Below are 23210 nucleotides of genomic sequence, written 5' to 3' on the forward strand. Positions count from 1 at the left end.
ATGGCTGAACTCAATAAAATCGTAGGGCTTGCTTGGGGGCCAGGATTCCAGAGTACCGGCAGCCCGGTTGAAGTCTCAATATCGAACTATGGACTGCAACTGACCACGCAGGATGACTACGACGGAACTCCTGCTTGGCGCGACATTTCTGTGCGTAAGGGGGGATTCAATGACAGTCAAGTGATGATCGAATGGCAGGGGCGTGCTGGGAGTTACATGCTGACAGTCTCGGACATATCATCGGTAGCCACACTTAGAGTACAACTTAAGACTGCCCCTCAGAATAAAGAAAATATCAAAACGGCTGGGGCCAAAATACAGGATAGGGCGACTCGCATTTGGTCAAATGCATTCATCTGGGGCATATTCGTGTTGCCGATGCTGGTGCTCGTTGCGATTGTATGGGAGCACGAGAGACTTACGACATGGGCCATTTCGCATGTGACTGTGACACAGGAACGCAAATGGGGCGAGCAAATATTCGCGCTCACCAAGCAGCACTTAACACTGGTCAAAGGCCCGGGCGCCACCATGGTGCGAGAGATAGGTACGCGGCTATCGCAGGGCTCGGCATATCAATATGAGTTTTACGTGGCGGACGATGCGTCAGTTAACGCCTTTGCGATGCCCGGGGGGTTCATCGTAATAAATACCGGGTTACTGGCACTTGCCGATAATGCTGAACAGGTAGCGGGGGTTATTGCGCATGAAATTCAGCACGTGGAAAAACGTCACAGTCTGAATGGCATGGTGAAATCAGCAGGTCTGATGGTAACTGCCAGCATGGTGTTCGGCGATCTCAGCGGTGTGGCTTCACTTGGCTCTGCTTTGATCAAGTATAAGTTTTCACGTCAACATGAAGCAGAAGCGGACATCGAAGGTCTCAAAGCCTTGGTTGTCTCTGGCATTTCACCCATAGGAATGCGTGATTTTTTTCGAAAAATGAGCCAAAAAGAGACGCTTAATCTGGAATGGTTCTCGTCTCATCCTGCAAGCAACGACCGCTTCATGTCGCTTGATACAGCCATTAAAGCGTTACTACCAGCAACTGTCGCGGCCAAGCCATTGCCTTATGATTACACAGTGATAAAAGCGGTACTTTTAAAATAGTACTCTCTGCACATTTCAAACCAAGTGAGAAAATTTGACAAATGAGTTCCTTGTTCTTGGGGACGCCATCTTGCATAGCATACTCAAGCAAATATTCAAGGAATGCGTATTTCTGTTTTGTTAGCTGTACCAGTTGCTGTTTGTAGGGGCTGATCTTTGTGCGATCCGAACGTATAGGAGTAGATCCGCGTAAATTCCGCGCCCATTAAAAAAATCTGAGCTGAGTAATATATCCATACCAATAAAACAACAAGCGAACCTGCCGCTCCAAATCCTGAAGCAACGCCACTTCTGCCAATGTAAAACCCGATCAAGAATTTGCCGATCGTAAACAGAAACGCGGTGACCACCGCACCAATCCATACATCGCGCCAAGCAATCTTCATTCGTGGCATTAACTTGTAGATCATTGCGAATGCAAGGGTAATTATCAAAAAACTCAGTGTTATATCGACTAAATTTGCGAGAAGCCTGAACCCGCCAAATACAGGCTCCCACCATTTTCCTAATGCTGCCAACGCAGCACTAAATATGAGCGAAACAATCAATAAAAAACCTATCCCCAAGATCATTCCAAAAGAAAGCACTCGCGTGCGGATTAACCCAAATATCCCCGCATCTTCGGTTCTTTTTGGTGCACGCCATATCCTATCCAGATCGTCCTGTAACTCGGAAAATACTGTAGTTGCACCAACAAGGAGCAAAACTACGCCGATAATAGCGGCAGTTACACTTTCTGCCGGTTTACTCACGCTTTCGAGCAAACCTTGCACTACCAATGCACCGGTTTTTCCCATTAAGCCCTGTAGCTGAACAAAAATTTCTCCCCTTGCCACATCAACGCCAAAAATAAGTCCCGCTATAGATATAACAATTAGTAGCAGTGGAGCAATCGAAAACACGGTGTAATAGGCAAGTGCTGCTCCCATGCTGGGTGCATTGTCGTCAATCCACGCTGCAAAAGTGGCTTTGATAAGATTAAATATTTGTTTTGTTTTCATGAGATTGCTCTTAATTATTGCACATCTTTTAGATAACCGGATTTGATACTTACGCATGCCAAATTTCCTTGGCATTAAAACTGAATTCCTTAATTTTGAGAAAATTATTTAATTTTTGCGGGTTTAATTTAACGCCTTTTGGGCAAAGGAGGCTGGTTGAAAGTCAGCGAATTATAAAAGTGCAGATACTATCTCAATATCTATGGATATTATGACAAGACACGCTTACGTGGAAAATTAAGTGGATTATGTGAGTTTTGTTAAGACAGTCAACGTTGTTATGGCGCTATGCGTTTCTGATTGAAGAGCGACTTCGTCGTTCATTTTTGCAAGAGGGCTATAATGAAAAAATTGCTACTGACGTTTATTTCACTAATTATTTCTACCAGCATGGCGATGGCTACTGTGAATTTGAATACGGCCACCAAGGATGATCTAGATGGAGTTAAGGGTATAGGCCCGGTGAAGGCTCAATCGATCATCGATTACCGTAAAAAGAATGGTTCATTCAAGAGCGTGGATGAATTAGAAAATGTTAAAGGTTTTGGTAGCAAGTCGGTAAAAAAACTACGTTCCGAGTTGACAGTGGCCGGTATTTCTCCTGCTAACAAGCCAGTGGCAGTTAAAGCAACCGACAAAAAAACAAAGTGAAAAATAATTTATAGTTGAGATTTTATTTACGCCTGCAACGATGATACCGGTAAGTATTGGGTTGTTTTGCTTTTCTCCATTATTAGGTCAGATAACATTGACCCCGGTCACCTAAAGCTATACAAGATTTTATTTAAGTTTTAGATGTAGCACAAATAACAACCCCGTCCCGCGTGAGCTTGACGGGGTTGTTATTTGTACCTGTATGTAATGGTAAGATAATACCTTTGTTTCAGGAACATATAGATGTACCACACTATTGAACATTTTGTTGGCAACACGCCGCTGGTCCGGCTAAAACGTATTCCCGGTGTAACGAGTAATGTGCTGTTGGCTAAGCTGGAAGGCAACAATCCAGCGGGCTCGGTGAAAGATCGTCCGGCGCTCTCAATGATCATGCAGGCCGAAAAACGCGGTGACATTAAACCGGGTGACACGCTAATAGAAGCAACCAGTGGCAATACCGGCATTGCGCTTGCGATGGTAGCGGCCATGCGAGGCTATAAGATGATACTGGTGATGCCTGAAAACCAGAGTATCGAGCGTCGGCAGAGCATGCGCGCCTATGGCGCGGAATTGGTGCTGACATCCAAAGAGGGCAGCATGGAATTGGCGCGGGATATGGCAGAGAAGCTACGCGACGAAGGGCGCGGGGTCATCCTCGACCAATTCGCTAACGGGGACAATCCTCTGGCTCATTATCAAGGCACCGCACCGGAAATTTGGCGAGACACGCAGGGCGGTATCACTCATTTTATTAGCAGTATGGGCACCACCGGCACAATCATGGGTTGTTCGCGCTATTTCAAGGAAAAAAATCCCCACATTCAAATCATCGGCGCACAACCGGAAGAAGGTGCGCAAATCCCCGGCATTCGCAAATGGCCTGAAGCTTACCTTCCAAAAATTTATGATACTAAGCGTGTAGATAAGTTAGAGAACGTTGGTCAACAAGAGGCGGAAGAAATGACACGTCGCTTGGCGAGCGAGGAAGGCATTTTTTGTGGCATCTCATCCGGCGGCGCACTGGCAGTGGCGCTACGCGTAGCACAGACGGTGGAGAACGCAACCATCGTGTTCATTGTGTGTGATCGAGGAGATCGCTATTTGAGTACAGGTGTGTTTCCGGCGTGATGTGCTTGCTTCTGTGGGATTGAAAAGGTTCTTGCGGTGATCGGAACTAGATTCCTTCTTCCATAGCCATTTCAAGAGCCATTTCAAGTTCAAGCCAGCTTTCCTCCAATTCGGCCACTTTTTTTTCAAAGGTTGTATACAGGGTGTTCAGCTTGATGATTTCTTCACGGTCAGGATTGACATAGGTAGCTGGATCGGCCAACTGGCGGTTGACTTCGGCCAGTTCCGCCTGAGCTTTTGACAGCGCAGCTTCGAGTTTGGATTGTTTCGATAGAAGTGCTTTCTTATTTGGCTTGGCTGCAGTTGACTGGCGCGATTTTTCTGTTTGAACTTGAGTGGTTTCGCGCGGGCGGCGTGTTTCTATCCAATTTTTGTAGTCTTCCAAGTCACCATCAAACAGTTTGGCATTGCCATCCGCAACCAGCCATAACTCGTCGGCTACGGCGCGGATCAGGCTGCGATCGTGAGACACTAATACCACTGCGCCAGTGTATTCCTCCAGCGCCAGCGTGAGGGCATCGCGCATGTCCAGATCGAGATGATTGGTGGGTTCGTCGAGTAACAATAAATGCGGCTTCTGCCAAGCTAAAAGGGCCAGCGCCAAACGGCTTTTTTCGCCACCGGAAAAGCTTGATACCGGGCGATCTTCGCTGTCTCCAGCTAGACCGAAGCGACCGAGAAAGGTGCGCAGTACCAGTGTCGTGACTTTAGGCGCCAACTTTTCCATGTGTTGCAAAGGCGTAGCCGCACTGTCCAAGTTTTCCAGTTGATGCTGGGCGAAGTAACCGATGCGGATGTCCGGCGTGATTTCCAGCTGACCCAAGGTGGGCTTAAGCTCGCCCACTAACAGCTTGATCAAGGTGGATTTCCCGGCGCCGTTCGGCCCAAGCAGGGCGATGCGCGCGCCCGCTCGCAGTACCAAGTCGACGTTATGAAATAGGGCTTTGTCACCATAACTAAAGCCCATTTTATCGGCACGCAGTAATAAGTCGGGGCTACGCTCCGGCGCCTCGATTTCCAGTTCGAAATGACCGTCGGTAATATGGGCCGGGGCGATGCGCGTGAGCCGTTCCAGCGCTTTAACGCGGCTCTGTGCTTGTTTGGCCTTGGTTGCTTTGGCACTAAAGCGGCGGACAAAATCTTCCAAGTGCGCGATTTTTTCCTGCTGCTGGTGAAAAGCTTGATTTTGCTGCGCTATGCGCTCGGCGCGGGCGCGCTCGAAGTCGTCGTAGTTTCCGGTGTAGCTATCAATCACTTGGTTGTGGACATGAGCGATGCGATTGACACAGGCATTAAGAAATTCGCGGTCATGCGAAACCAGAATAAGGCTGCCGGGGTAACGTGCAAGGTATTGTTCAAGCCAGAGGATCGCTTCCAGATCGAGGTGGTTGGTGGGTTCGTCCAGCAACAGCAAATCGGCTCTATGCATTAGCGCGCGGGCTAGATTCAAACGCATGCGCCAACCTCCGGAAAAGCTGCTGACCGGACGCTCCAGCGTGTCGTTGGCAAAACCTAATCCGTTCAGCAGTTGAGCGGCACGGGCTTTGGCCACGTAGCCATTAATTGCTTCGTAGCGGTGCTGAGCCTCGAACCAGGTTGGATCATGCTGTTCTCGCGCCATATTTTTTTCAAGCTCACGCAACTCCACGTCACCGTCGAGCACGAATTCCAAAGCGGGCTGATCCGAGTTGGCGATTTCCTGCTCGACAAAAGCGATTGTCTTGCCGGATTGCAGTGAGATTTCGCCGCTGTCCGGCAAAACTTCGCCGCGAATAAGACGAAATAGCGTGGATTTGCCGCAGCCATTTTTGCCTACCAACCCGATACGTTGACTGGCGTAAGCCTGAAAATTTACTTGCTGCAGTAGCGTAGTGCCGCCCTGCAGGTACGTCAGATTTTGAATGTTTAGCATGGTGTCATGATAACAGACGTGCCACACCTTAAATATTAGAGCGACAGCTGGGTTAGTCTGTCCGATTGCGGCTATTTATTACTGGCAGCAATGTGCCATTTTCAGATGGTCGATATGTCATGGGGACGGACCGCCTTCGGCCATTGTTGCCGGTGACGTCCAGATGAAACTACGACCAGTAAGCAGCCTTCAGCGGTCATAGGCGCTGAAATCATTCAGAACGGCTGCTTTCTTGAAACCCGACTGCGTGTTTTCGACACACTGCTGTCCTTCACAGCTAACATCGCGAATGACTGCTTCGCGCTGTACAACAGATATTCAACGTGGAGGTCACCGGCGCTGCGCGGCTTTATTGCGCAGCGTCGGGTGGCCGCAGGGTTAAACGCCTGAATCATTCAAAGTAAATACGGTTACCAGTTTCATTTTCGGCCAAAACTCCAGTCGCTGGGTGCCTGAAGTCCTGAGGCTTCGCGAAACTCTAGTTCACCTGGACTTGCGCCCGTAACAGAGCGCTCTAATGCCGAAACAAAGGCGTTTACATCCAATCGAGTCGGCATCGTGGCATTCTCGGACAACACTGGGTTCATCAAAGCCCAACCGCTAGCGCTTGGGATGTGCTCAATCCCGAAAGCGTGGCCCAACTCGTGCGTGAATACTGGTAGCAAATTGACGCAATTATCATCTCTAAGAGCGACCTGATCGTTGGTCATTTCCGGCATCGTTCTGAAGCAGGCCACATCCCGCATGTTGAGGGAAATGGTTCGGCCAACCAATCGGGACTTAGCAAGCGTGAGAAAGAGAGAGCTATTAGGGAAGGTCCCGTCACCCCCAAAATTCAACTCGACTATGAATGTTGCGGCATGAGGGCAATATAGTTGTACGACTTGCGGTGAAGTGAGCAACGTGTAGCCACCAGCAGTAGTCGACGTGCGCGAACGGATGAAAGTGCGAATTGTCGGCGTGAGCATGGCATTGTTGTCCTGAAGCCCTGAAGTCCAGATGGTCAAGGCTCGACCAAATGAAGATCGAATGTCCTCTCCAGCCCTCTCAATGTCAAAGCCATCGATTGGATGCCCCGCCACCCGGACATAAAACGAGAAACCGTTGATAAAGATCTTGTTATTTAGAGGGGCTCCGTAGTCAAACGCAACAGCGAATTGCCGTGGCTCCCGGCACGCGTCTGATGGGAGTTCAGGTCTTGAAGGAGAAGAAGCATTTGCTGTACACCACTCCACTCGTTTAATGGCCACAATATCTTGCCTATCACCATGCGCATCCTCCATGGCGCCGAAAAGCCGCAAGTGAAAATGCTGTTTGGAAAGCACTACAGATTCAGCTAGCACCCAGTCCCGTCTACCTTGAAAGAGGACGCCCAAAACTGGAAATGACCTTGCCGGACAAGTTGCCATCGGCTTATTGGAATTGCGCCATCTTGCAGGCTCACAAATGTCCGCTGCGTCAATAACTACTCCAGAGTTAACGGAAATGCTACCTATTTTCGGACATCCTGCCCCTAGTTTCGCCACCTCGGGCAATATGCTGATCTGACCCGACGGTGTTGCCACCGAGATCAGATGCTGCGCAAACGAAAATGAACTCCCGATGAAAAATACAATGATCGATGCCAATGCTATTGGCGCGCATTTATTCATCTCAGGTTACCGGGAATATTTTTCCATTCCTCCCAGCCAATTGAGAGGTCGCTAGGAAACTTTGCGAGCATGCGACGTTCGCCGTTTGCCTTAACGCGCCTATTTTTTTCCCAAGCACATTGCCCCAGTTTGTCTACCGCTTGGTAGATCGCCCATCGCTCAATTCCGTCCACCTTTGAGTCCGCTAGTGCATATTTAAGAATTAAATCCGATTCCTCCCGTGATCGCACCTGAGACCAATAAAGGTAGTCATGCACAACGGCCGCGTAGGCATATCTCCCTTCAGGCCGCAACACCTGCCAGAATACTCTTGGAATACTTGTCAGATCAGTTACAAAACCCTCTGGCACCGAAACGGGCTTAAAAGACTGCCCGTAGTTGGGGCGCCATAAAATCGATCCTCCTTTGACGTAGTAGTAATCCCAATCGCCGAAGGGAATAAGTGTTGCTAAGCTCAAGGCAGCGGCAGCTCCTCGACTCTCCTGAGCCGCGCTTTCCTTCCCAGCTTCGTCCTGAAGAGCTAACATCGCATTTTCGATGAATGCCTTGCGCTCAGTGCTTTCCAATCGTCTCGGTCCTAGTTGGGCACACCCCATGAAGGGTGCTGCAAATAGGGCAACACAGCTATTGAGTACTTTGCGACGCACTGTATCCACAGTTGAGGTCTCCATACAATATAGCGATCAATGACCGCTTCATAGACTAGATAAGGTCTTCTATCTCGATTACGCCGAAGCTCTTCGGATTCAAGAGTTCAGCGGCCTTTGGCTTGATGTGCACGTCTCCCTGCACCCGAACCAATTTTCCCTGGTCATGGGCGATAACTGCCAAGTGATAGTCATCACCTTTCAACTCGACTCGAACCTTGCGCTCTACATCACCAATAATGGAGTCCAGCGTGATAGTGCCGGTAGTCTCATCCTTTGGTCGAACTAGCTTTGTGATGTGGCCGGTTAGGACTCGATCAGGCAAGACGTAGTCGTCCTTGTAGTAGCTGGAGACTTGCTCTAGTACCTCGACATGGTTTCCATCAAACTCGAACTTACGAGGCACGTTCTCGAACATCGGACCAGCCGCAGCTGTGACGGTAATCTCGAATGTTCGGTTGTGCTTCTCGCCACTGAAACCGAGCAACGCATCGCATAGATTCGCACTAACGCCTGAGAGTACAGCTTCATCAAACGCTTTGAGGTTCCGTGTCTTCTCATACGTCGTGCTCGCTTTCGCAAGAGCATCTAGCCCGGTTACAAGACTCCACATGATCGCCTGCGAGAGTGGTACGGCATCAGCGGTCTCTTGATCCGCAACAACTTGGTCGACAACAAAGTTCGTCTGGTTCGGCACAATCACACTGACAACGTAGCTGCCAATCTCTGTTTGCCCAAGCAGGAGCGTGTCGAGACATTCTCGGGCATCCTTCGGCGCGCGTCCGGAGAAATTCCTGCGCTTGGCGTAGATGGCCTGGGCGGCAGCTGACAGCATATCCTTTGCCTTTGAGATAAGTAAAACGCCATCGTTAATCGGGATAGTGCCGTCTTCCGTATCCGCGTGAATAACTCTGACGGTGATGGCGTTTAAGAAAAGTCTTTTGACGTCGCCAATAGCCTCAAAAACATCGCGCTTCTCAAACGATGCGAGGGCAATGAGCGCATCGCGAACTCGTTGCTGAAAGTCTTTGGCATTGGAGGTCGGCAGCACGACCTCTGCATCCTCATCTTGGTGCCGATGCCAGATCGTCGCGACATTCCGAATCATGCCATCTTCGAACCATTGCTTTGACTGCAGATAGGCCTGCAGCTGCTCAACGGACACCGGCGGAGTATGACGATTGTGGCGCTCGTTTTCGCTCATAGCGACTCTCCCGCACTCGCACGGTCCATCATCTGAAAAAGTGTCGCGCTGGTCAGGCGTTGCATAAGGGGTACGCCAACGGTGACTGAAGCTTCGTTATCGGTCGGTCCATAGTGTCGGAGGGACAACCAATGGCACGACTTGAACAAGACGATGTGGTCATCGTAGTTGGCGATCCACTGATCCAGATTATCTGGCACAAGCAACACTGCAAGGTAACGCGGCACGACTACGTCCTCGCCGCGAAGGTCATTGTAGTTTTTTATCTTCAGCGGAAATTTGATGACGTCATCCGCAATTAGGTCTTGCGACGAGCACTTGAGTTGGATCTGAATCATTGGGCTGCGAATTCTGCCCATGCCGAAGTGCCCCTTCGCTTGAAAAGTGATATCGATGCTATCGTTATCAACCTGAAATTGGCCACGGTTCAGCCCTGCATGAGCCGCTAGCGCACACACGTAAGCATACTGGAACTCCTCTTTTTGCCTTTGTGGATCCATACGTTCTCTAGCTCCCCTCCAGAGAGTCTAATGTTACACGAGGTTGTCCGGAGTTTCGCGCAAAGCAGTCGTTTTCATCATCTGTTGAATATGTCCGAAAAGGCCGAAAAGCAGTCATTCCTTTGGGTAGAGGTAGCCAAAAGCGGCACTTGATAATGTCAACAACAGTACGGAATACTACCGATAACAACGCTTATCAATAGTAGGCATTTCAGTATTGAATCTGCCCCACCATTGGTTGCAGCTCAAAGGGATGCTAAGGCACGAAATACACTAGGTGAAATATATGCCAAAGAGATCGAGAAATAACCCAAGAAAACTAGCTACAAGCCCTGACAGTCGGACGAAGGTTTCTTGAAAATCATACTGCGAGTCGCTTCTGTTCGCACTCAAGCAGGCGATTGCGCTCTATGAAAATTTAGCGTGAAGTGCTTGTTGGTACTGTTTTCTAAATTCTATAGGTGATTGGATATTGTTGAATGCCTCATTAGAGCCACCAGTACCAATTACTTCAATATTTCCGTAACCAAGAATTCTACCGAGAATGCTCTGGTCAACTTTAATTGATTCAATTTTGGGTAAGTTCATTTCAAGAGTTCTTCTGGAAATAAAACCGACTTTCGCGATAACCCGCCTATTTGTAACGGCATATTCGCTTGTGTACATTTCAATTATAGGTGCAATGAAAAGCGAAAATAAACCACGCCAAGATAAGAAGATAATCCAGTGGGGTTTCGCTTCATAGATTACATTCTCACCAGCAGTTAGATTATTTTGAACGTATTTACCCATAGGTCACCTGTATTTTTTACTTTGATAATTAAGGTTTTGCTTTTACAGCTTTAATCCGATGACCAAGTTGGCAATGTGGCAATTTTTCTAAATAAGAATTAGTGCGGTATGGCAGTTTATGCCATAACTGCCATACAACAAAAGGTGTCGGGCAGGCTGAGTCACAACTGAGATCGTCAACAAATTAAGCCTTCATCACTTTTAGCAGGTCATGCTCATCGGGAAAACCAGATATTCCAGCCTGATTTGCCGATGAGTTCCAGCAGTGTATCTCTTAAAAAAGTCGTTTGATAATATCTGCTTGATCTATACATGGGGTTTTGCTTCAATAGTTAGCGAGATTAAATTTGTTGAGAATAATGTCTCTCCCGATTTAAGCTGCGCGCCATGAATTCTTAAGTCCTGCGAGGTCAGTGCAACGTGCGCGGCGAAAAGCCGCAAGCTATTATGATCTCCTAGTTTCTGATAAGGTAAATAAATGAATATTAATTCCCTCAGAAATAATTTCGATAAGCTTGATCCGCATGGATTGGGCGAGCGACTAAGGTCGGTGCGCGCGCGCACGGAAGCTCTCTGCGCGCCTTTGGAAAAAGAGGATCACTGTATTCAAGGTATGCTGGATGTCAGTCCGCCCAAATGGCATTTGGCTCATACCACATGGTTTTTTGAAACCTTTGTTCTATTGCCTTTCGGACAAAACTATCAGGTTTTTCATCATGCCTACGGATATCTGTTTAACTCCTATTATGAAACGGTTGGTACTTTCTTTCCCAGGTCACAACGTGGGCTCTTGTCTCGTCCAACCGTAGCAGAGGTTTATAACTATCGCTGCCACGTAAACGCCGCACTTGATCAAATATTGGAGAATTACACCGGGCAGAATTGGCAGGAGATTGCTGAACGAATTCGTTTGGGCATTGAGCATGAGATTCAGCATCAAGAACTTTTACTGATGGATGCGAAATACAATTTCTTCATTAACCCCTTAAAGCCAGCCTATCATAGTCAGTCTCCAATTCGATGCCCAGAGCCACCACCATTGGCCTGGATGGAATACGAAGGCGGTATTGTCGAAATTGGGCATGATGATGATCAAGGTTTTTCTTTTGACAACGAAAGACCTCGTCATAAAACTTTTCTTAGAGACTTTCGCTTGGGCACAAGGCTAATTACCAATGCAGAATATTTATCTTTCATCGCCGATAAAAGTTATCAACGGGCCGAACTCTGGCTTTCCGATGGCTGGCGCACTGTCAACGAGCAGGGATGGCAAGCCCCACTTTATTGGATAAAAGAAGAGAATAACTGGTTGCTATCGGGGCTGGCGGGTCAGCATCTTATTGACCTGAATGAACCAGTAGCTCACCTGAGCTATTATGAAGCCGATGCTTTCGCGCGATGGTCTGGCAAGCGGCTACCAACCGAAAGCGAATGGGAATACGTCGCCGCCAAATTGCCGATAGAAGGAAATTTCCTTGATTCCGGGCGCTTCCATCCAGATGGCGCTCGATGTTCTGGTCTAACCCAGCTTTACGGTGATCTTTGGGAGTGGACTCAAAGTCCTTATCAACCCTATCCGGGTTTTCGTTCTCTTCCTGGCGCATTGGGTGAATATAACGGCAAATTCATGTGTAATCAGATGGTGCTGCGTGGCGGGTCATGCGCAACAGCAAAGGATCATATCAGGGCGAGTTATCGAAATTTTTTTCCTCCAGGGAGTCGTTGGGTATTCTCAGGTTTACGTTTAGCGGAGGATTTGTAATGAAAATGGAATACCCCAACGTTCCAGCAGATATTGTCGAGAGTGAGAGTTTTCGGTTAGATGTTTGCGCCGGTCTGCGCCAACAGCAGCGTTCAATTCCGCCGAAATATTTTTATGATGCGCAAGGATCAGCGCTGTTCGAGCAGATATGTGAAACTACAGAATATTACCCGACTCGTACTGAAACGGCCATTCTGGATCAGTATAGTGTTGAGATGATGGGCCTCATCGGTCAATCTTGTGCCCTAGTCGAATTTGGTTGCGGTAGCGCAGTGAAGACGCCATTACTTATGCGTCATTTGGATTCTTCAGCAGCCTGTGTACTCATAGATATTTGTAAACCGCAATTAGAACAAACTGAGGCACGTTTGGTCGCGCAGTTCCCTAATATTGAAATCTTAGCTGTGTGTGCGGATTACACTCAGCTAGAAGCTCTGCCGTTGCCAATATCCTGTGATTTACGTCCCGTAATTTTCTTTCCCGGTTCTACTATCGGCAATTACACACCTGAAGAAGCGCAACATCTCTTGCGCAAAGCCGCCAAATTAATCGGGCCCAATGGCTCGATGCTGATAGGCGTAGATTGTAAAAAAGATCCGGCGGTTCTCAATGCCGCCTATAACGATAAGGCAGGTTTGACCAAGGCTTTTAACCTCAATTTACTTGCACGAATGGAGCGAGAACTTGGAGCCGAGATCGAACCGGATGGATTTACTCATTATGCCTTTTACAACCCTGTGCCAGGGCGCGTTGAAATGCACTTGGTTAGCCGCTTTGATCAAGTTATTCGTATATCAGGTGAGGAATTTTGGATAGGCGCGGGAGAAATTATTCATACAGAAAATTCCTATAAATATCGGCCTGATGAATTTCAGGATTTGGCGAAAAGCGCCGGCTGGCATTCGGAAATATTTTGGACAGATGCTAATAAATTTTTCAGTATTCACCTGCTTCGAGTTTCATGAATGATTACTGACAGGTATCGGCTGGAATATTTTGGTTATATTCATTTTCGTTAAATTTTTTTATACGCGTATACAATATATTAGGAGGGGAAATGCGAAAATTGAGTGAATATGTCGAGATGGCTGCAACGGAGTATTTGCAGGAAACTGGGAAAGCTGAATTGGATGCACATTGGATTGCCGAATTTTTCCAGGACAATGGCGTGCAGGATAATTATCCCCAGCAGGATTTGATCGCTTTTTGCACAATGGTGCAAAAAGCATTGACCATAAAATCCGAAAGAATCAACAAACAAACGCGTTTGCAATTGGATAAAACGATCCGTCTAGTAAAGCATAAGCAAAAGTAATGTCAAAAATTGCACCTATCCATCCAAAAGATCTACTTTATTGAGAGCTCATAAAATCATCATGGCGCTTAAATTTGGGTGGTATTTATTTAGTATAATTAAAAATTTGAGTGCAAAATATGTGGTTCAAAAACCTTCAGATATATCGCATTACCAACTGGAATGTCTCACCTGCTGAGCTTGAAACAGCACTTTCAAAACATACTCTACATAACTGTCTCAGCATGGAAATGCAAAGTCGTGGCTGGGTTTCTCCCAAAGCCGAAGATGAGCCTTTAGTGCATATTCTGGGGCAGCAAATGCTAATCGCTCTGGGTGTGGAGAAAAAATTGCTCCCCATTTCTGTTATCAATCAATTTGCGAAATTGCGTGCTGCTGAAATTGAAGACCAGCAAGGATACAAGCCGGGCCGCAAGCAAATGAAGGAGCTTAAGGAACTCGTCACCGATGAACTTCTGCCACGGGCATTCGCACTCCGGCGCAAGACCTGTGCATGGATTGATCCAGTGGGCGGCTGGTTTGTCATCGATACTTCCAATGCCGCAAAGGCTGATGAGTTGATCGAGTTGTTGCATAAATCAATTGAGGGATGTTCAATTGCACTGGTTAAAACCAAAAAATCACCCACTTCAGCCATGACAGAATGGCTTGCTGGAGATGATGTTCCAGCTTCATTTACCATCGACCGCGACTGCGAACTATGCGGCATGGGTGATGAAAAAGCGACAGTGCGTTATGTACGCCACGCTCTTGATTCAGCAGAAATTATCAGGCATGTTAAAGAAGGCAAAAAAGCAACACGGCTAGCCATGACATGGAGAGACAAAATTTCATTTACTTTAAATGAAAACATGCAACTTAAACGCATTGTTCCACTTGATTTTATTAAAGATCAAATTGATACCAGTGAAGCAGATGATGTATTTGACACCGATTTTGCCATTATGACTGGTGAGTTACCGCATTTGTTGGCTGATCTCATGGATACACTTGGCGGGGAATATGATTTACACTAAATCAGCAGAATTCATTGACCTTTGCCATTTCCAAGCTCTCTTGCGATAATTCAACAGTAACGGTGTGATTTGCCGAGTATGCAGAAAATTAATCTACCGCATTATTTCCATTATGAGTGAACTACAAATTAGCTTGCTCGGCATCGGCGTCGCCGTGGTGCTGATAATATATATTTATAATTGGTGGCAGCAACGCCAGTATCGACACAAGTTCGGTGCGGCGTTCAAGCATAGGCATGAAGATATATTGTATCGTCCAGCTGAAGTAATCCCGACAGATGAATTGCTGGTCGAGAAGATGGAACAGGCCGTACCCATTGATATATTGCCCAAAGAATCGCAGCCCGGCTACACGATAGATGCAGTGTGTGTATTGTTGGATGAGAAGACCGATTACATTGCAATGATTTCGCCTAAAAGCCCGGTGGGTGCAGATGCGCTAAAATTGTTATGGCAGCAACGCTTTGATTTTGGTAAAAACGTCCATGTGTGTGGCTTAAGTGCGGCGAGCGGCGAATGGGAGAAAGTGATTGCCGATAGTCCATTGGCCTACACTTCATTTAAATTGGCATTACAACTGGTTAATCGTTCCGGCGCAGTGAGTGAAGCTAGATTGATGGATTTTCGCGAGCTCGCACGAATGATTGCAGCACAATTGCATACCAGTGTGGTACTGCCGGATGTTGCAAAAACTGCCGCGCACGCGGTAGAGTTGGATACATTCTGCGCTGGCGTAGATCAAATGATCGGCCTTAATATTTTGCCTAGCGATAAACACATACTGTCTGGCAACGATATCGCGCGCGTGGCTGAGCAGTACGATTTACGTTTGCAAGCAGACGGTGCTTTCCATTTAGTTGATACGCACGGACATACTCTGTTCAGCCTGTGCAATGAAGACAACACACCATTTCAACACCATACTTTGGGCCAATTGCATGTAGATGGCCTGACTTTATTGCTGGACGTGCCGCGTGTGGAGCAGCCTTCTTTAGGTTTTGACCAAATGGTGATTTTGGCACGACAACTGGCTAGCGAACTGCGTGCAACCATAGTGGATGCGAACCATGTGGCATTAAGCGAAGATAGCATTACGCTAATCCGTGAGCGCATTGCTGCTGTTGAGGCTGAAATGCGAGCCAACCACATTATTGCTGGCAGCGCCCAAGCGCGCAGGCTGTTTTCCTAGATTTTTCTTTCAGATTAGGTTCCATTGATGAGTGAATCAGTGCCGCAGCGTATCGCGCATTTGCGTGGGGAAATTGAGCGACACAATTATCAATATCATACGTTGGACGCTCCACTGGTTACCGACGCGGAATTTGATGCAATGTTCCGTGAACTGCAAATTCTCGAGATCCAATATCCCTCACTCGCTACGCCGGACTCGCCTACCCAGCGAGTTGGTGCTGTGCCGCTACTCTCCTTTGCCAAAGTAGTACATCGCTCCCCAATGCTTTCGCTTAACAATGCCTTCAATGAAGACGAGGTACGGGCATTTGATGTTCGTACCCGCGAGACATTGGGCGTGGCCGAAGTAGAATATTCAGTAGAACCTAAATTTGATGGCCTGGCCGTTACGCTCACCTATCGTGATGGAATATTTGTGCAAGGCGCTACGCGCGGCGATGGCGAGGTTGGCGAAGATGTGACGCACAACCTACGCACCGTAAGGAATCTTCCATTGCGATTGGATTCAGGGCGATTAACCAAACCCATTCCGTTTATAGAGATACGCGGCGAGGTGTTAATGTTCAAGGTTGATTTTATCGCGCTGAATCGCCAGCAAGCAGATAGGGGCGACAGACTGTTCGCTAATCCACGCAATGCCGCGGCAGGTTCGTTGCGCCAGCTTAATTCGCGGATTACATCCAGTCGTCACCTGAGTTTTTTAGCCTATGGAGCAGGCGCGGTCGAAGGATTTATGTTGCCTGAGACGCATGCCGAGCAGTTGGAATATTTGCAAAAGTTGTCAGTGCCGGTGCCCCAGGAACGCCGTGTAGTGCACGGGCTTGAAGGGTTACTTGCCTATTATCGCGAAATTGGTGAACTGCGCCGCAAGCTGCCCTACGAAATTGACGGCGTAGTATATAAAGTCAACAACATCTCCCAACAAATCAAATTGGGTTATGTGTCGCGTGCACCGCGCTTTGCTCTTGCGCACAAATTTCCGGCAGAGGAGGCATTGACCACCGTCCTGGACATTGAGGTGCAAGTGGGCCGCACTGGCGCATTGACTCCAGTAGCGCGCCTGGCACCAGTATTTGTCGGTGGGGTAACGGTAACCAATGCCACGCTGCACAATGAAGAAGAATTGCGTCGCAAGGATATCCGCATCGGCGATACGGTAAGCGTCCGACGTGCTGGCGACGTCATTCCAGAAGTAGCACGTATCCTTCTTGAACGGCGTCCTGCGAATGCGCGTGAATTCAACATGCCGCGGACCTGTCCAGTATGCGGCGCACACGTTACCAAACAGCCGGACGAGGCAATATGGCGCTGCAGTGGCGGGCTGTTTTGTCCGGCACAACGTAAACAGGCACTGCTGCATTTCGCCAGCCGTCGTGCACTGGATATCGAGGGACTTGGCGAGAAGCTGGTTGACCAACTGGTGGAGCAGCAACTGGTGCTTACGCCTGCCGATTTATATAATCTATATAAACTGAATTTGCAGACACTGGCCCAACTGGAGCGTATGGGTGAGAAGTCCGCCCAAAATTTGCTGGATGCAATAGAACACAGTAAGCAAACCACACTCGCTCGTTTCATCTACGCGCTTGGTATCCGTAATGTGGGCGAGGCGACTGCGAAAGAACTGGCGCGTCATTTTGCTACGCTGGATAATTTCATGACGGCCGACGAAACACGCCTGCAACTTGTACCGGATATCGGGCCTATCGTTGCGCAAAGTATTTCAACGTTTTTTGCTGAGCCGCATAATATTGAGGTGATCACCCAATTACGCGCTGCGGGCGTGCAGTGGCCGGAGCAGGCCGAAAAGGCAGTACAGGTATTACCTTTGAACGCTAAAATTTTTGTTTTAACCGGTACGCTTGCCAGCATGAGTCGCGACGAGGCAAAATTGAGACTGGAAACGCTCGGCGCGCGCGTGACGGGTAGCGTGTCGCAGAAAACTGATTATGTGGTGGCTGGCGCTGAGGCGGGTACCAAGCTCGGCAAAGCACAGCAATTAAATATTGCTGTACTGGATGAACAACAATTTTTGCAACTATTAAGCACCAACGAAATCTCATCAGCCTCTGGCTAAATCGTAATTGTTTGTTTGAAAATCTTTAACCGGAAAGTTATGGGGAAATATTATGACTAAAATTACTAAAGCTGTATTTCCGGTAGCTGGATTGGGCAGCCGTTTTCTGCCTGCCACCAAGGCCAGTCCCAAGGAAATGATGCCGGTAGTCGACAAACCGTTAATCCAATATGCGGTGGAAGAGGCTGTAGCAGCGGGTATTACTGACATGGTGTTCATTACTGGTCGCAACAAACGCGCTATTGAGGACCATTTCGACACGGCTTATGAGATTGAAGCTGAACTTTTCGCGCGCGGCAAGAGCGAGCTGTTACGCGCAGTTCAGGAAGTGATTCCCAAGCATGTGAATTGCATCTACATCCGCCAGTCAGAAACGCTTGGGCTCGGTCATGCAGTCCTGTGTGCGCAGCCGGTGGTACACAATGAACCGTTTGCGGTGATTTTGGCCGATGACTTGATCGCTGGGGAAATATCAGTCATTAAACAGATGACGGACGTATACCAGCGCTATCAATGTTCCGTGCTCGGCGTGGAGGACGTGCCACCTTCACAGACAGGGCAGTATGGAATAGTCAGCAGTAGCAATGTGGAACAGAATGTGGAGCAGGTACATGCCATCGTTGAAAAGCCCAGCCCGTCAGATGCGCCTTCCACACTGGCGGTAGTGGGGCGCTATGTGTTGACGCCGCGTATTTTTCATCACCTGGCGCAGTTGCAGGCGGGTGCGGGCGGCGAAATTCAGCTGACCGATGGTATTTCAGCGCTGATTAAGGAAGAAAAAGTGCTGGCATACCGGTTTAACGGTATTCGTTACGATTGCGGCTCCAAGCTTGGCTATCTCAAGGCAACGGTGGCATTCGGCCTTAAGCATCCAGAGCTGGGTGAAGAATTTGCTGCTTATCTGGCAACGATCAAGTAATGCTCTCAAATCAGCAGGCGAGCGATATCCTGAATCAAGCCGAGTTAATTATTTCAGCTGAAGAAGTGCAGGCGGCAGTAATGAATGTCGCACAGGAAATAAATACTGTATTGGCTGACATGCATCCACTATTGCTATCCGTGATGGGCGGTGCGGTGGTGTTTACCGGGCAGTTACTGCCGCTGCTTACTTTTCCGCTCGATTTTGATTATGTGCATGTATCGCGCTATGGCAGTAACCAGCAGGGCGGCACCTTACACTGGAAAGTCGAACCGCGCGAAAATGTAACCGGCCGCGTGGTATTAGTAGTGGATGACATTCTTGACGCGGGCGAAACATTAGCCGCGGTCAAACAGCGTGTGCTGAATTTGGGTGCCGCCAAGTTTTACAGTGCGGTATTTGCTGACAAACGGATCGGAAAGGCTAAACCGATACGTGCCGATTTTGTCGGGGTAGAATTGCCTGACCGCTTTGTATTCGGCTTCGGCATGGACATACATGGCGCGTGGCGTAATCTCCCTGCGGTTTACGCAACAAGGGGGAAATAGGTCCATTTATATTAAAGTAATACATTCTATTTATAATATTATGTATTGATTAAATATAATAATTATTATTTATACTACCTGAATTAAATGCAGGTAATTCGGGAATTAGTGAGTCCTAGATTTTCCAAAAGGTAATAACAAATGTTAGCGATTATTGGTGGCACGGGGCTGACGCAACTGACCAACCTGGAAATATCACATCGACAGGTAATGCGTACACCCTATGGTGAGCCTTCCGGAGCAATTACGTTTGGCCGCTTGCGCCAGCATGAGGTAATGTTTATTGCTCGTCATGGCTACGGCCATACGATCCCGCCGCATGAGGTAAATTATCGTGCCAATCTCTGGGCGTTAAAAGAACAAGGAGCGCAACGCATCATTTCTGTCGCGGCAGTTGGGGGTATCCGTGCTGACCTGTTGCCCGGTGTTATTGTGTTGCCAGATCAGATTATTGATTACACCTATGGGCGCGAGTTCACCTACTTTGATGGGCGCGATTGCTCGGTAACGCATATTGATTTTACCCAGCCTTATAGTCAGGAACTACGTCAACAAATTCTGGATGCTGGCAGATGTGCCGACATTCCTTGTCTGGATGGCGGAGTATATGCCGCTACGCAGGGGCCGCGTCTGGATACGGCAGCGGAAATCAATCGCTTGGAGCGCGACGGAGCTGATATGGTGGGTATGACTGGTATGCCTGAAGCTGGCTTGGCCAAAGAGCTCGGTTTAAATTACGCCGCGATCGCGGTGGTAGTGAATCATGCTGCCGGTCGCGGTAGCAGTCGCAATGGCGTGCATTTGGAAACCATCAGTGCAGTGGCACAACCTGCCATGGCGCGTGTGCGCAGCATCCTCGAATGTGTGGTGGATTCTGATGTCGATTAGGGAAGTATTGCGTATGGGCGATGCGCGCCTGTTGCGTTGCGCGGAGGAAGTCGTTGTTTTCGATACGCCAGAGCTGCACGCCTTGCTGGTCGACATGCGCGACACCATGCAAGCGCTGAACGGCGCGGGGCTGGCAGCACCGCAGATAGGTGTGAATTTACGTGTCGTGATCTTCGGTGTGCAGTTCAACCCACGCTATCCCGATGCCGAAATAGTGCCAGAAACGGTATTGATCAACCCCATTATCACTCCGCTAACAAAATCAGGTAATCCCTCAGGTAATTCATTAAGTACAGTAGATTCGCATGTGGGATCAACATTGAATCCGGATAAGATGGAGGGATGGGAAGGCTGCTTGAGCGTACCGGGATTGCGTGGACTGGTACCGCGTTTTCAATCCATCCATTACCACGGACGGGATGAATATGGCGTATTAATAGACCGTGCGGTAAACGATTTTCATGCTCGCGTGGTACAGCATGAGTGCGATCATCTGGACGGAATTCTGTATCCCATGCGTATCCGCGACCTAAGCCAGTTTGGCTTTACCGATGTGCTGTATCCTGATCAGCATCTGGTAGACGAGTAGGGAAAGTGGGAAATGTGAAATTGAACAATAGGCTTTAAGCTATTTTAGATAGATTACGTCATCTTCGCTGGCTGCACCCAGCAGTCGAATTCTTCTTCCGTAACATAGCCTAGCACTAATGCCGTCTGTTTTAGCGTGTCGCCATCCCGGTGTGCTTGCTTGGCGATTTCGGCGGCCCGATCGTAGCCGATATGCGGGGTCAAGGCGGTTACCAGCATTAGCGAACGTTCCAGCAATTCCGCAATACGCTCGTGGTTGGCCTGGATCCCGTAAACGCAGTGTTCCTCGAAGCTTGCCATTCCGTCAGCAAGGAGACGCACGCTTTGTTGGAAATTGTGAGCGATGAGCGGCTTGAAAACATTGAGTTCGAAATTCCCCGAAGCGCCACCTATATTGATTGCAACGTCATTGCCAAAGACTTGGCAACACAGCATGGTGAGTGCTTCGCACTGTGTGGGATTAACCTTGCCAGGCATGATCGAGCTGCCCGGTTCGTTCTCAGGAATACTGATTTCTCCAAGACCCGAGCGTGGTCCAGAAGCCATCCAGCGGATATCGTTGGCAACTTTCATGAGGGCGGCAGCGAGTGTTTTGAGCATGCCATGTGCAGCTACTAGTGCGTCATGTGCGGCCAGAGCGGCAAATTTGTTGGCAGCACTTTTGAACGGCAATCGGGTGCTAAGGGCCAACTCCGCAGCAACGCGCTCACCGAATTCGACGTGTGTGTTAAGCCCGGTACCCACTGCAGTACCCCCGACCGCAAGTTCGCAAAGCGAGGGCAGGGTAGCTTTAATCATGGATTCTGCATTATCCATCTGCGCCACATAAGCAGAAAATTCCTGTCCAAGCGTTAGCGGAGTCGCATCTTGTAAGTGCGTGCGTCCAATCTTGACGATGTCGTTAAAGTTACGGGATTTCTCCTCCAATGTCGAGCGTAGTTTGCTTAGCGCAGGAAGCAGGGCTTGAGTAATGCTGAGGCTGGCAGCCACGTGCATTGCAGTGGGGAAAATGTCATTAGATGATTGACCGAGATTCACGTCATCATTGGGATGTACCAACCGGTCTTTGCCCCATTTTCCACCGAGCAGTTCAGAAGCACGGTTCGCGAGCACCTCGTTCAGGTTCATATTGGTCTGGGTACCCGAACCCGTCTGCCAAACAGAAAGTGGAAACTCTTGCGTATGCTGACCGGCCAGTATTTCATCCGCCGCCTGCACAATAGCATCCGCCTTGGTAGCGCTTAACAGATTTAAATCGCGATTGACCAGCGCGCAAGCGCGCTTGACCAAAGCAAGTGCAAGGATGAGTTCCTTAGGCATGCGCTCAGAGGAAATGTGGAAATGTTCAAGCGAACGTTGTGTTTGCGCGCCCCAAAGGCGGTCTGCTGCAACCTCTATGGGGCCGAATGTGTCGTGCTCAATTCTAGTTTGAGTCATGCAATACGGCTTCTATTTGGTAATAATATAAGCCTGCTGAATGCCAAAGCCGCCGCCAGAAAAGTCTTTTTCTATATCATAAAAAATGCGATTAATTGGGTTGAAGCCTGGGTATGCCGCCGGGTCTGTTACCAACTCTCTTAAAAATCTTGATCCCAGGTAATAAATTGATGAAAATTCATTAATCTCAAACGTCAAACCCTTTTGAGTGAGAAATTCTTCTAATACAGCTTTTTTAAAGAATCGATTTGAATCATGCTCGATCAATGGGGGCATATCCTTAAGTTGCCTCAATGCATTAAGCAATGTAAATGGCTCTAAAAAAGGCTCGGAAAAAATCACCTTGCCGCCTGGTTTCACGACCCGTATACATTCATTGATAGCAATTTGTTGCTCTTCCCAAGTAGCCATAAGCGTAACCACTCGTGTGGCATAAGCTACATCAAAAGTATCATCTGAAAATTGTAAGGAATTAATGTCACCTACTTCAAATTTTACGATATCTCCTACCCACTGAGCTTTTTTCAGGCTATTGGCCTGTTTAATCATGTTCTCAGCAAAATCAACGCCTGTAATCGAACCAACATCTTTGTGCCGTTCCAATTGTTGGAACGCGGAATATCCATTAGCACAACCTACATCAAGAACATGATCCCCACTTGAAATATGTTCTCCTATAGCATCGATTTCAAGTTCAATCATAAAGTTATCGCTCCAAGATGCTAGATGTGAGCCTTTATGGGTTTTAGCCTGATTTTCCCAATAGTCTTTCGCAACATCCTTTTCAATCTTTTCCACGCTATCTCCTTATAGACTAAGTACTTTAAGTACTATTGCCTGCTTAATAATTTATGTTGCATTGCGCA

22 protein-coding genes are annotated in these 23210 nt (G+C 48.2%); 13 read left to right on the forward strand and 9 right to left on the reverse strand.

Annotated features, from left to right (window positions below):
• Complete coding sequence (locus MKZ32_RS07500) at positions 1-1110, forward strand: M48 family metallopeptidase (protein WP_239796710.1); 1110 nt, start codon at positions 1-3, stop codon at positions 1108-1110.
• A gap of 95 nt (positions 1111-1205) precedes the next feature.
• Here MKZ32_RS07500 and MKZ32_RS07505 read toward each other — a convergent pair whose 3' ends face one another.
• Positions 1206-2168, reverse strand: a complete 963-nt coding sequence (locus MKZ32_RS07505; protein WP_239796711.1) for a YihY/virulence factor BrkB family protein — start codon at positions 2166-2168, stop codon at positions 1206-1208.
• A gap of 285 nt (positions 2169-2453) precedes the next feature.
• Between MKZ32_RS07505 and MKZ32_RS07510 the strand changes: the two genes are divergently transcribed.
• Positions 2454-2762: a ComEA family DNA-binding protein gene (locus tag MKZ32_RS07510; RefSeq protein WP_239796712.1), complete on the forward strand. Its 309-nt coding sequence runs from the start codon at positions 2454-2456 to the stop codon at positions 2760-2762.
• A 246-nt stretch (positions 2763-3008) separates the two neighbouring features.
• Positions 3009-3896: a cysteine synthase CysM gene (gene cysM / locus MKZ32_RS07515; protein WP_239796713.1), complete on the forward strand. Its 888-nt coding sequence runs from the start codon at positions 3009-3011 to the stop codon at positions 3894-3896.
• 46 nt (positions 3897-3942) lie between these two features.
• Here cysM and MKZ32_RS07520 read toward each other — a convergent pair whose 3' ends face one another.
• The 6 genes from MKZ32_RS07520 to MKZ32_RS07545 all read right to left on the reverse strand — a co-directional run bounded on the left by MKZ32_RS07520 (position 3943) and on the right by MKZ32_RS07545 (position 10603).
• Positions 3943-5808, reverse strand: coding sequence for an ABC-F family ATP-binding cassette domain-containing protein (locus MKZ32_RS07520; RefSeq protein WP_239796714.1), 1866 nt, complete (start codon positions 5806-5808; stop codon positions 3943-3945).
• A gap of 419 nt (positions 5809-6227) precedes the next feature.
• The gene (locus MKZ32_RS07525; protein WP_239796715.1) at positions 6228-7436 is read right to left on the reverse strand and encodes a M10 family metallopeptidase domain-containing protein; all 1209 of its coding nucleotides are present in this window, start codon (positions 7434-7436) and stop codon (positions 6228-6230) included.
• 20 nt (positions 7437-7456) lie between these two features.
• On the reverse strand, positions 7457-8131 hold the full coding sequence (locus MKZ32_RS07530; RefSeq protein WP_239796716.1) for a DUF1353 domain-containing protein: 675 nt from the start codon (positions 8129-8131) through the stop codon (positions 7457-7459).
• Positions 8132-8162: 31 nt separating this feature from the next.
• Entirely contained in the window at positions 8163-9215 is a 1053-nt protein-coding gene (locus MKZ32_RS07535; RefSeq protein ID WP_239796717.1) for a hypothetical protein, read from the reverse strand.
• Positions 9216-9307: 92 nt separating this feature from the next.
• On the reverse strand, positions 9308-9811 hold the full coding sequence (locus tag MKZ32_RS07540; RefSeq protein WP_239796718.1) for a DUF4365 domain-containing protein: 504 nt from the start codon (positions 9809-9811) through the stop codon (positions 9308-9310).
• Between the two features lie 408 nt (positions 9812-10219).
• Entirely contained in the window at positions 10220-10603 is a 384-nt protein-coding gene (locus MKZ32_RS07545) for a PH domain-containing protein (protein WP_239796719.1), read from the reverse strand.
• Positions 10604-11081: 478 nt separating this feature from the next.
• Here MKZ32_RS07545 and egtB point away from each other — a divergent pair, with 478 nt between their 5' ends.
• The 10 genes from egtB to MKZ32_RS07595 all read left to right on the forward strand — a co-directional run bounded on the left by egtB (position 11082) and on the right by MKZ32_RS07595 (position 20908).
• Entirely contained in the window at positions 11082-12365 is a 1284-nt protein-coding gene (gene egtB / locus MKZ32_RS07550) for an ergothioneine biosynthesis protein EgtB (protein ID WP_275584275.1), read from the forward strand.
• Positions 12365-13330: an L-histidine N(alpha)-methyltransferase gene (egtD, locus tag MKZ32_RS07555; RefSeq protein ID WP_239796721.1), complete on the forward strand. Its 966-nt coding sequence runs from the start codon at positions 12365-12367 to the stop codon at positions 13328-13330. Before egtB ends, egtD begins: the two co-directional genes overlap by 1 nt.
• A gap of 92 nt (positions 13331-13422) precedes the next feature.
• On the forward strand, positions 13423-13680 hold the full coding sequence (locus tag MKZ32_RS07560; RefSeq protein ID WP_239796722.1) for a hypothetical protein: 258 nt from the start codon (positions 13423-13425) through the stop codon (positions 13678-13680).
• A gap of 119 nt (positions 13681-13799) precedes the next feature.
• The gene (locus tag MKZ32_RS07565) at positions 13800-14696 is read left to right on the forward strand and encodes a recombination-associated protein RdgC (RefSeq protein ID WP_239798118.1); all 897 of its coding nucleotides are present in this window, start codon (positions 13800-13802) and stop codon (positions 14694-14696) included.
• A gap of 112 nt (positions 14697-14808) precedes the next feature.
• Positions 14809-15885, forward strand: coding sequence for a cell division protein ZipA (locus MKZ32_RS07570; protein WP_239796723.1), 1077 nt, complete (start codon positions 14809-14811; stop codon positions 15883-15885).
• A gap of 27 nt (positions 15886-15912) precedes the next feature.
• On the forward strand, positions 15913-17964 hold the full coding sequence (ligA, locus tag MKZ32_RS07575) for an NAD-dependent DNA ligase LigA (RefSeq protein WP_239796724.1): 2052 nt from the start codon (positions 15913-15915) through the stop codon (positions 17962-17964).
• Between the two features lie 52 nt (positions 17965-18016).
• Positions 18017-18883 carry a UTP--glucose-1-phosphate uridylyltransferase GalU gene (galU, locus tag MKZ32_RS07580; protein ID WP_239796725.1) on the forward strand — a complete coding sequence of 289 codons (867 nt, stop codon included), beginning with the start codon at positions 18017-18019 and terminating at the stop codon, positions 18881-18883.
• On the forward strand, positions 18883-19431 hold the full coding sequence (locus MKZ32_RS07585) for a hypoxanthine-guanine phosphoribosyltransferase (protein ID WP_239796726.1): 549 nt from the start codon (positions 18883-18885) through the stop codon (positions 19429-19431). The genes galU and MKZ32_RS07585 overlap by 1 nt, the downstream gene beginning before the upstream one ends.
• A 141-nt stretch (positions 19432-19572) precedes the next feature.
• The gene (locus MKZ32_RS07590) at positions 19573-20319 is read left to right on the forward strand and encodes an S-methyl-5'-thioinosine phosphorylase (RefSeq protein WP_239796727.1); all 747 of its coding nucleotides are present in this window, start codon (positions 19573-19575) and stop codon (positions 20317-20319) included.
• On the forward strand, positions 20309-20908 hold the full coding sequence (locus tag MKZ32_RS07595; protein ID WP_239796728.1) for a peptide deformylase: 600 nt from the start codon (positions 20309-20311) through the stop codon (positions 20906-20908). The genes MKZ32_RS07590 and MKZ32_RS07595 overlap by 11 nt, the downstream gene beginning before the upstream one ends.
• Before the next feature lie 53 nt (positions 20909-20961).
• Here MKZ32_RS07595 and fumC read toward each other — a convergent pair whose 3' ends face one another.
• A complete protein-coding gene (fumC, locus tag MKZ32_RS07600; protein ID WP_239796729.1) occupies positions 20962-22344 on the reverse strand; it encodes a class II fumarate hydratase in 1383 nt (460 codons plus the stop codon).
• Between the two features lie 12 nt (positions 22345-22356).
• Positions 22357-23142, reverse strand: a complete 786-nt coding sequence (locus MKZ32_RS07605; RefSeq protein ID WP_239796730.1) for a class I SAM-dependent methyltransferase — start codon at positions 23140-23142, stop codon at positions 22357-22359.
• Positions 23143-23210 lie beyond the last annotated feature (68 nt).

The sequence above is a fragment of the Candidatus Nitrotoga arctica genome, assembly GCF_918378365.1.
Classification (GTDB): Bacteria; Pseudomonadota; Gammaproteobacteria; order Burkholderiales; family Gallionellaceae; genus Nitrotoga; species Nitrotoga arctica.

What these genes read in the sequence shown, in the direction of transcription:
- MKZ32_RS07500 (WP_239796710.1), top strand. Translation starts at nt 1, where the DNA reads ATGGCTGAACTCAATAAAATCGTAGGGCTTGCTTGGGGGCCAGGATTC.
- MKZ32_RS07505 (WP_239796711.1), bottom strand. Translation starts at nt 2,168, where the DNA reads ATGCGTAAGTATCAAATCCGGTTATCTAAAAGATGTGCAATAATTAAG.
- MKZ32_RS07510 (WP_239796712.1), top strand. Translation starts at nt 2,454, where the DNA reads ATGAAAAAATTGCTACTGACGTTTATTTCACTAATTATTTCTACCAGC.
- cysM (WP_239796713.1), top strand. Translation starts at nt 3,009, where the DNA reads ATGTACCACACTATTGAACATTTTGTTGGCAACACGCCGCTGGTCCGG.
- MKZ32_RS07520 (WP_239796714.1), bottom strand. Translation starts at nt 5,808, where the DNA reads ATGCTAAACATTCAAAATCTGACGTACCTGCAGGGCGGCACTACGCTA.
- MKZ32_RS07530 (WP_239796716.1), bottom strand. Translation starts at nt 8,131, where the DNA reads ATGGAGACCTCAACTGTGGATACAGTGCGTCGCAAAGTACTCAATAGC.
- MKZ32_RS07535 (WP_239796717.1), bottom strand. Translation starts at nt 9,215, where the DNA reads ATGATTCGGAATGTCGCGACGATCTGGCATCGGCACCAAGATGAGGAT.
- MKZ32_RS07540 (WP_239796718.1), bottom strand. Translation starts at nt 9,811, where the DNA reads ATGGATCCACAAAGGCAAAAAGAGGAGTTCCAGTATGCTTACGTGTGT.
- MKZ32_RS07545 (WP_239796719.1), bottom strand. Translation starts at nt 10,603, where the DNA reads ATGGGTAAATACGTTCAAAATAATCTAACTGCTGGTGAGAATGTAATC.
- egtB (WP_275584275.1), top strand. Translation starts at nt 11,082, where the DNA reads ATGAATATTAATTCCCTCAGAAATAATTTCGATAAGCTTGATCCGCAT.
- egtD (WP_239796721.1), top strand. Translation starts at nt 12,365, where the DNA reads ATGAAAATGGAATACCCCAACGTTCCAGCAGATATTGTCGAGAGTGAG.
- MKZ32_RS07560 (WP_239796722.1), top strand. Translation starts at nt 13,423, where the DNA reads ATGCGAAAATTGAGTGAATATGTCGAGATGGCTGCAACGGAGTATTTG.
- MKZ32_RS07565 (WP_239798118.1), top strand. Translation starts at nt 13,800, where the DNA reads ATGTGGTTCAAAAACCTTCAGATATATCGCATTACCAACTGGAATGTC.
- MKZ32_RS07570 (WP_239796723.1), top strand. Translation starts at nt 14,809, where the DNA reads ATGAGTGAACTACAAATTAGCTTGCTCGGCATCGGCGTCGCCGTGGTG.
- ligA (WP_239796724.1), top strand. Translation starts at nt 15,913, where the DNA reads ATGAGTGAATCAGTGCCGCAGCGTATCGCGCATTTGCGTGGGGAAATT.
- galU (WP_239796725.1), top strand. Translation starts at nt 18,017, where the DNA reads ATGACTAAAATTACTAAAGCTGTATTTCCGGTAGCTGGATTGGGCAGC.
- MKZ32_RS07585 (WP_239796726.1), top strand. Translation starts at nt 18,883, where the DNA reads ATGCTCTCAAATCAGCAGGCGAGCGATATCCTGAATCAAGCCGAGTTA.
- MKZ32_RS07590 (WP_239796727.1), top strand. Translation starts at nt 19,573, where the DNA reads ATGTTAGCGATTATTGGTGGCACGGGGCTGACGCAACTGACCAACCTG.
- MKZ32_RS07595 (WP_239796728.1), top strand. Translation starts at nt 20,309, where the DNA reads ATGTCGATTAGGGAAGTATTGCGTATGGGCGATGCGCGCCTGTTGCGT.
- fumC (WP_239796729.1), bottom strand. Translation starts at nt 22,344, where the DNA reads ATGACTCAAACTAGAATTGAGCACGACACATTCGGCCCCATAGAGGTT.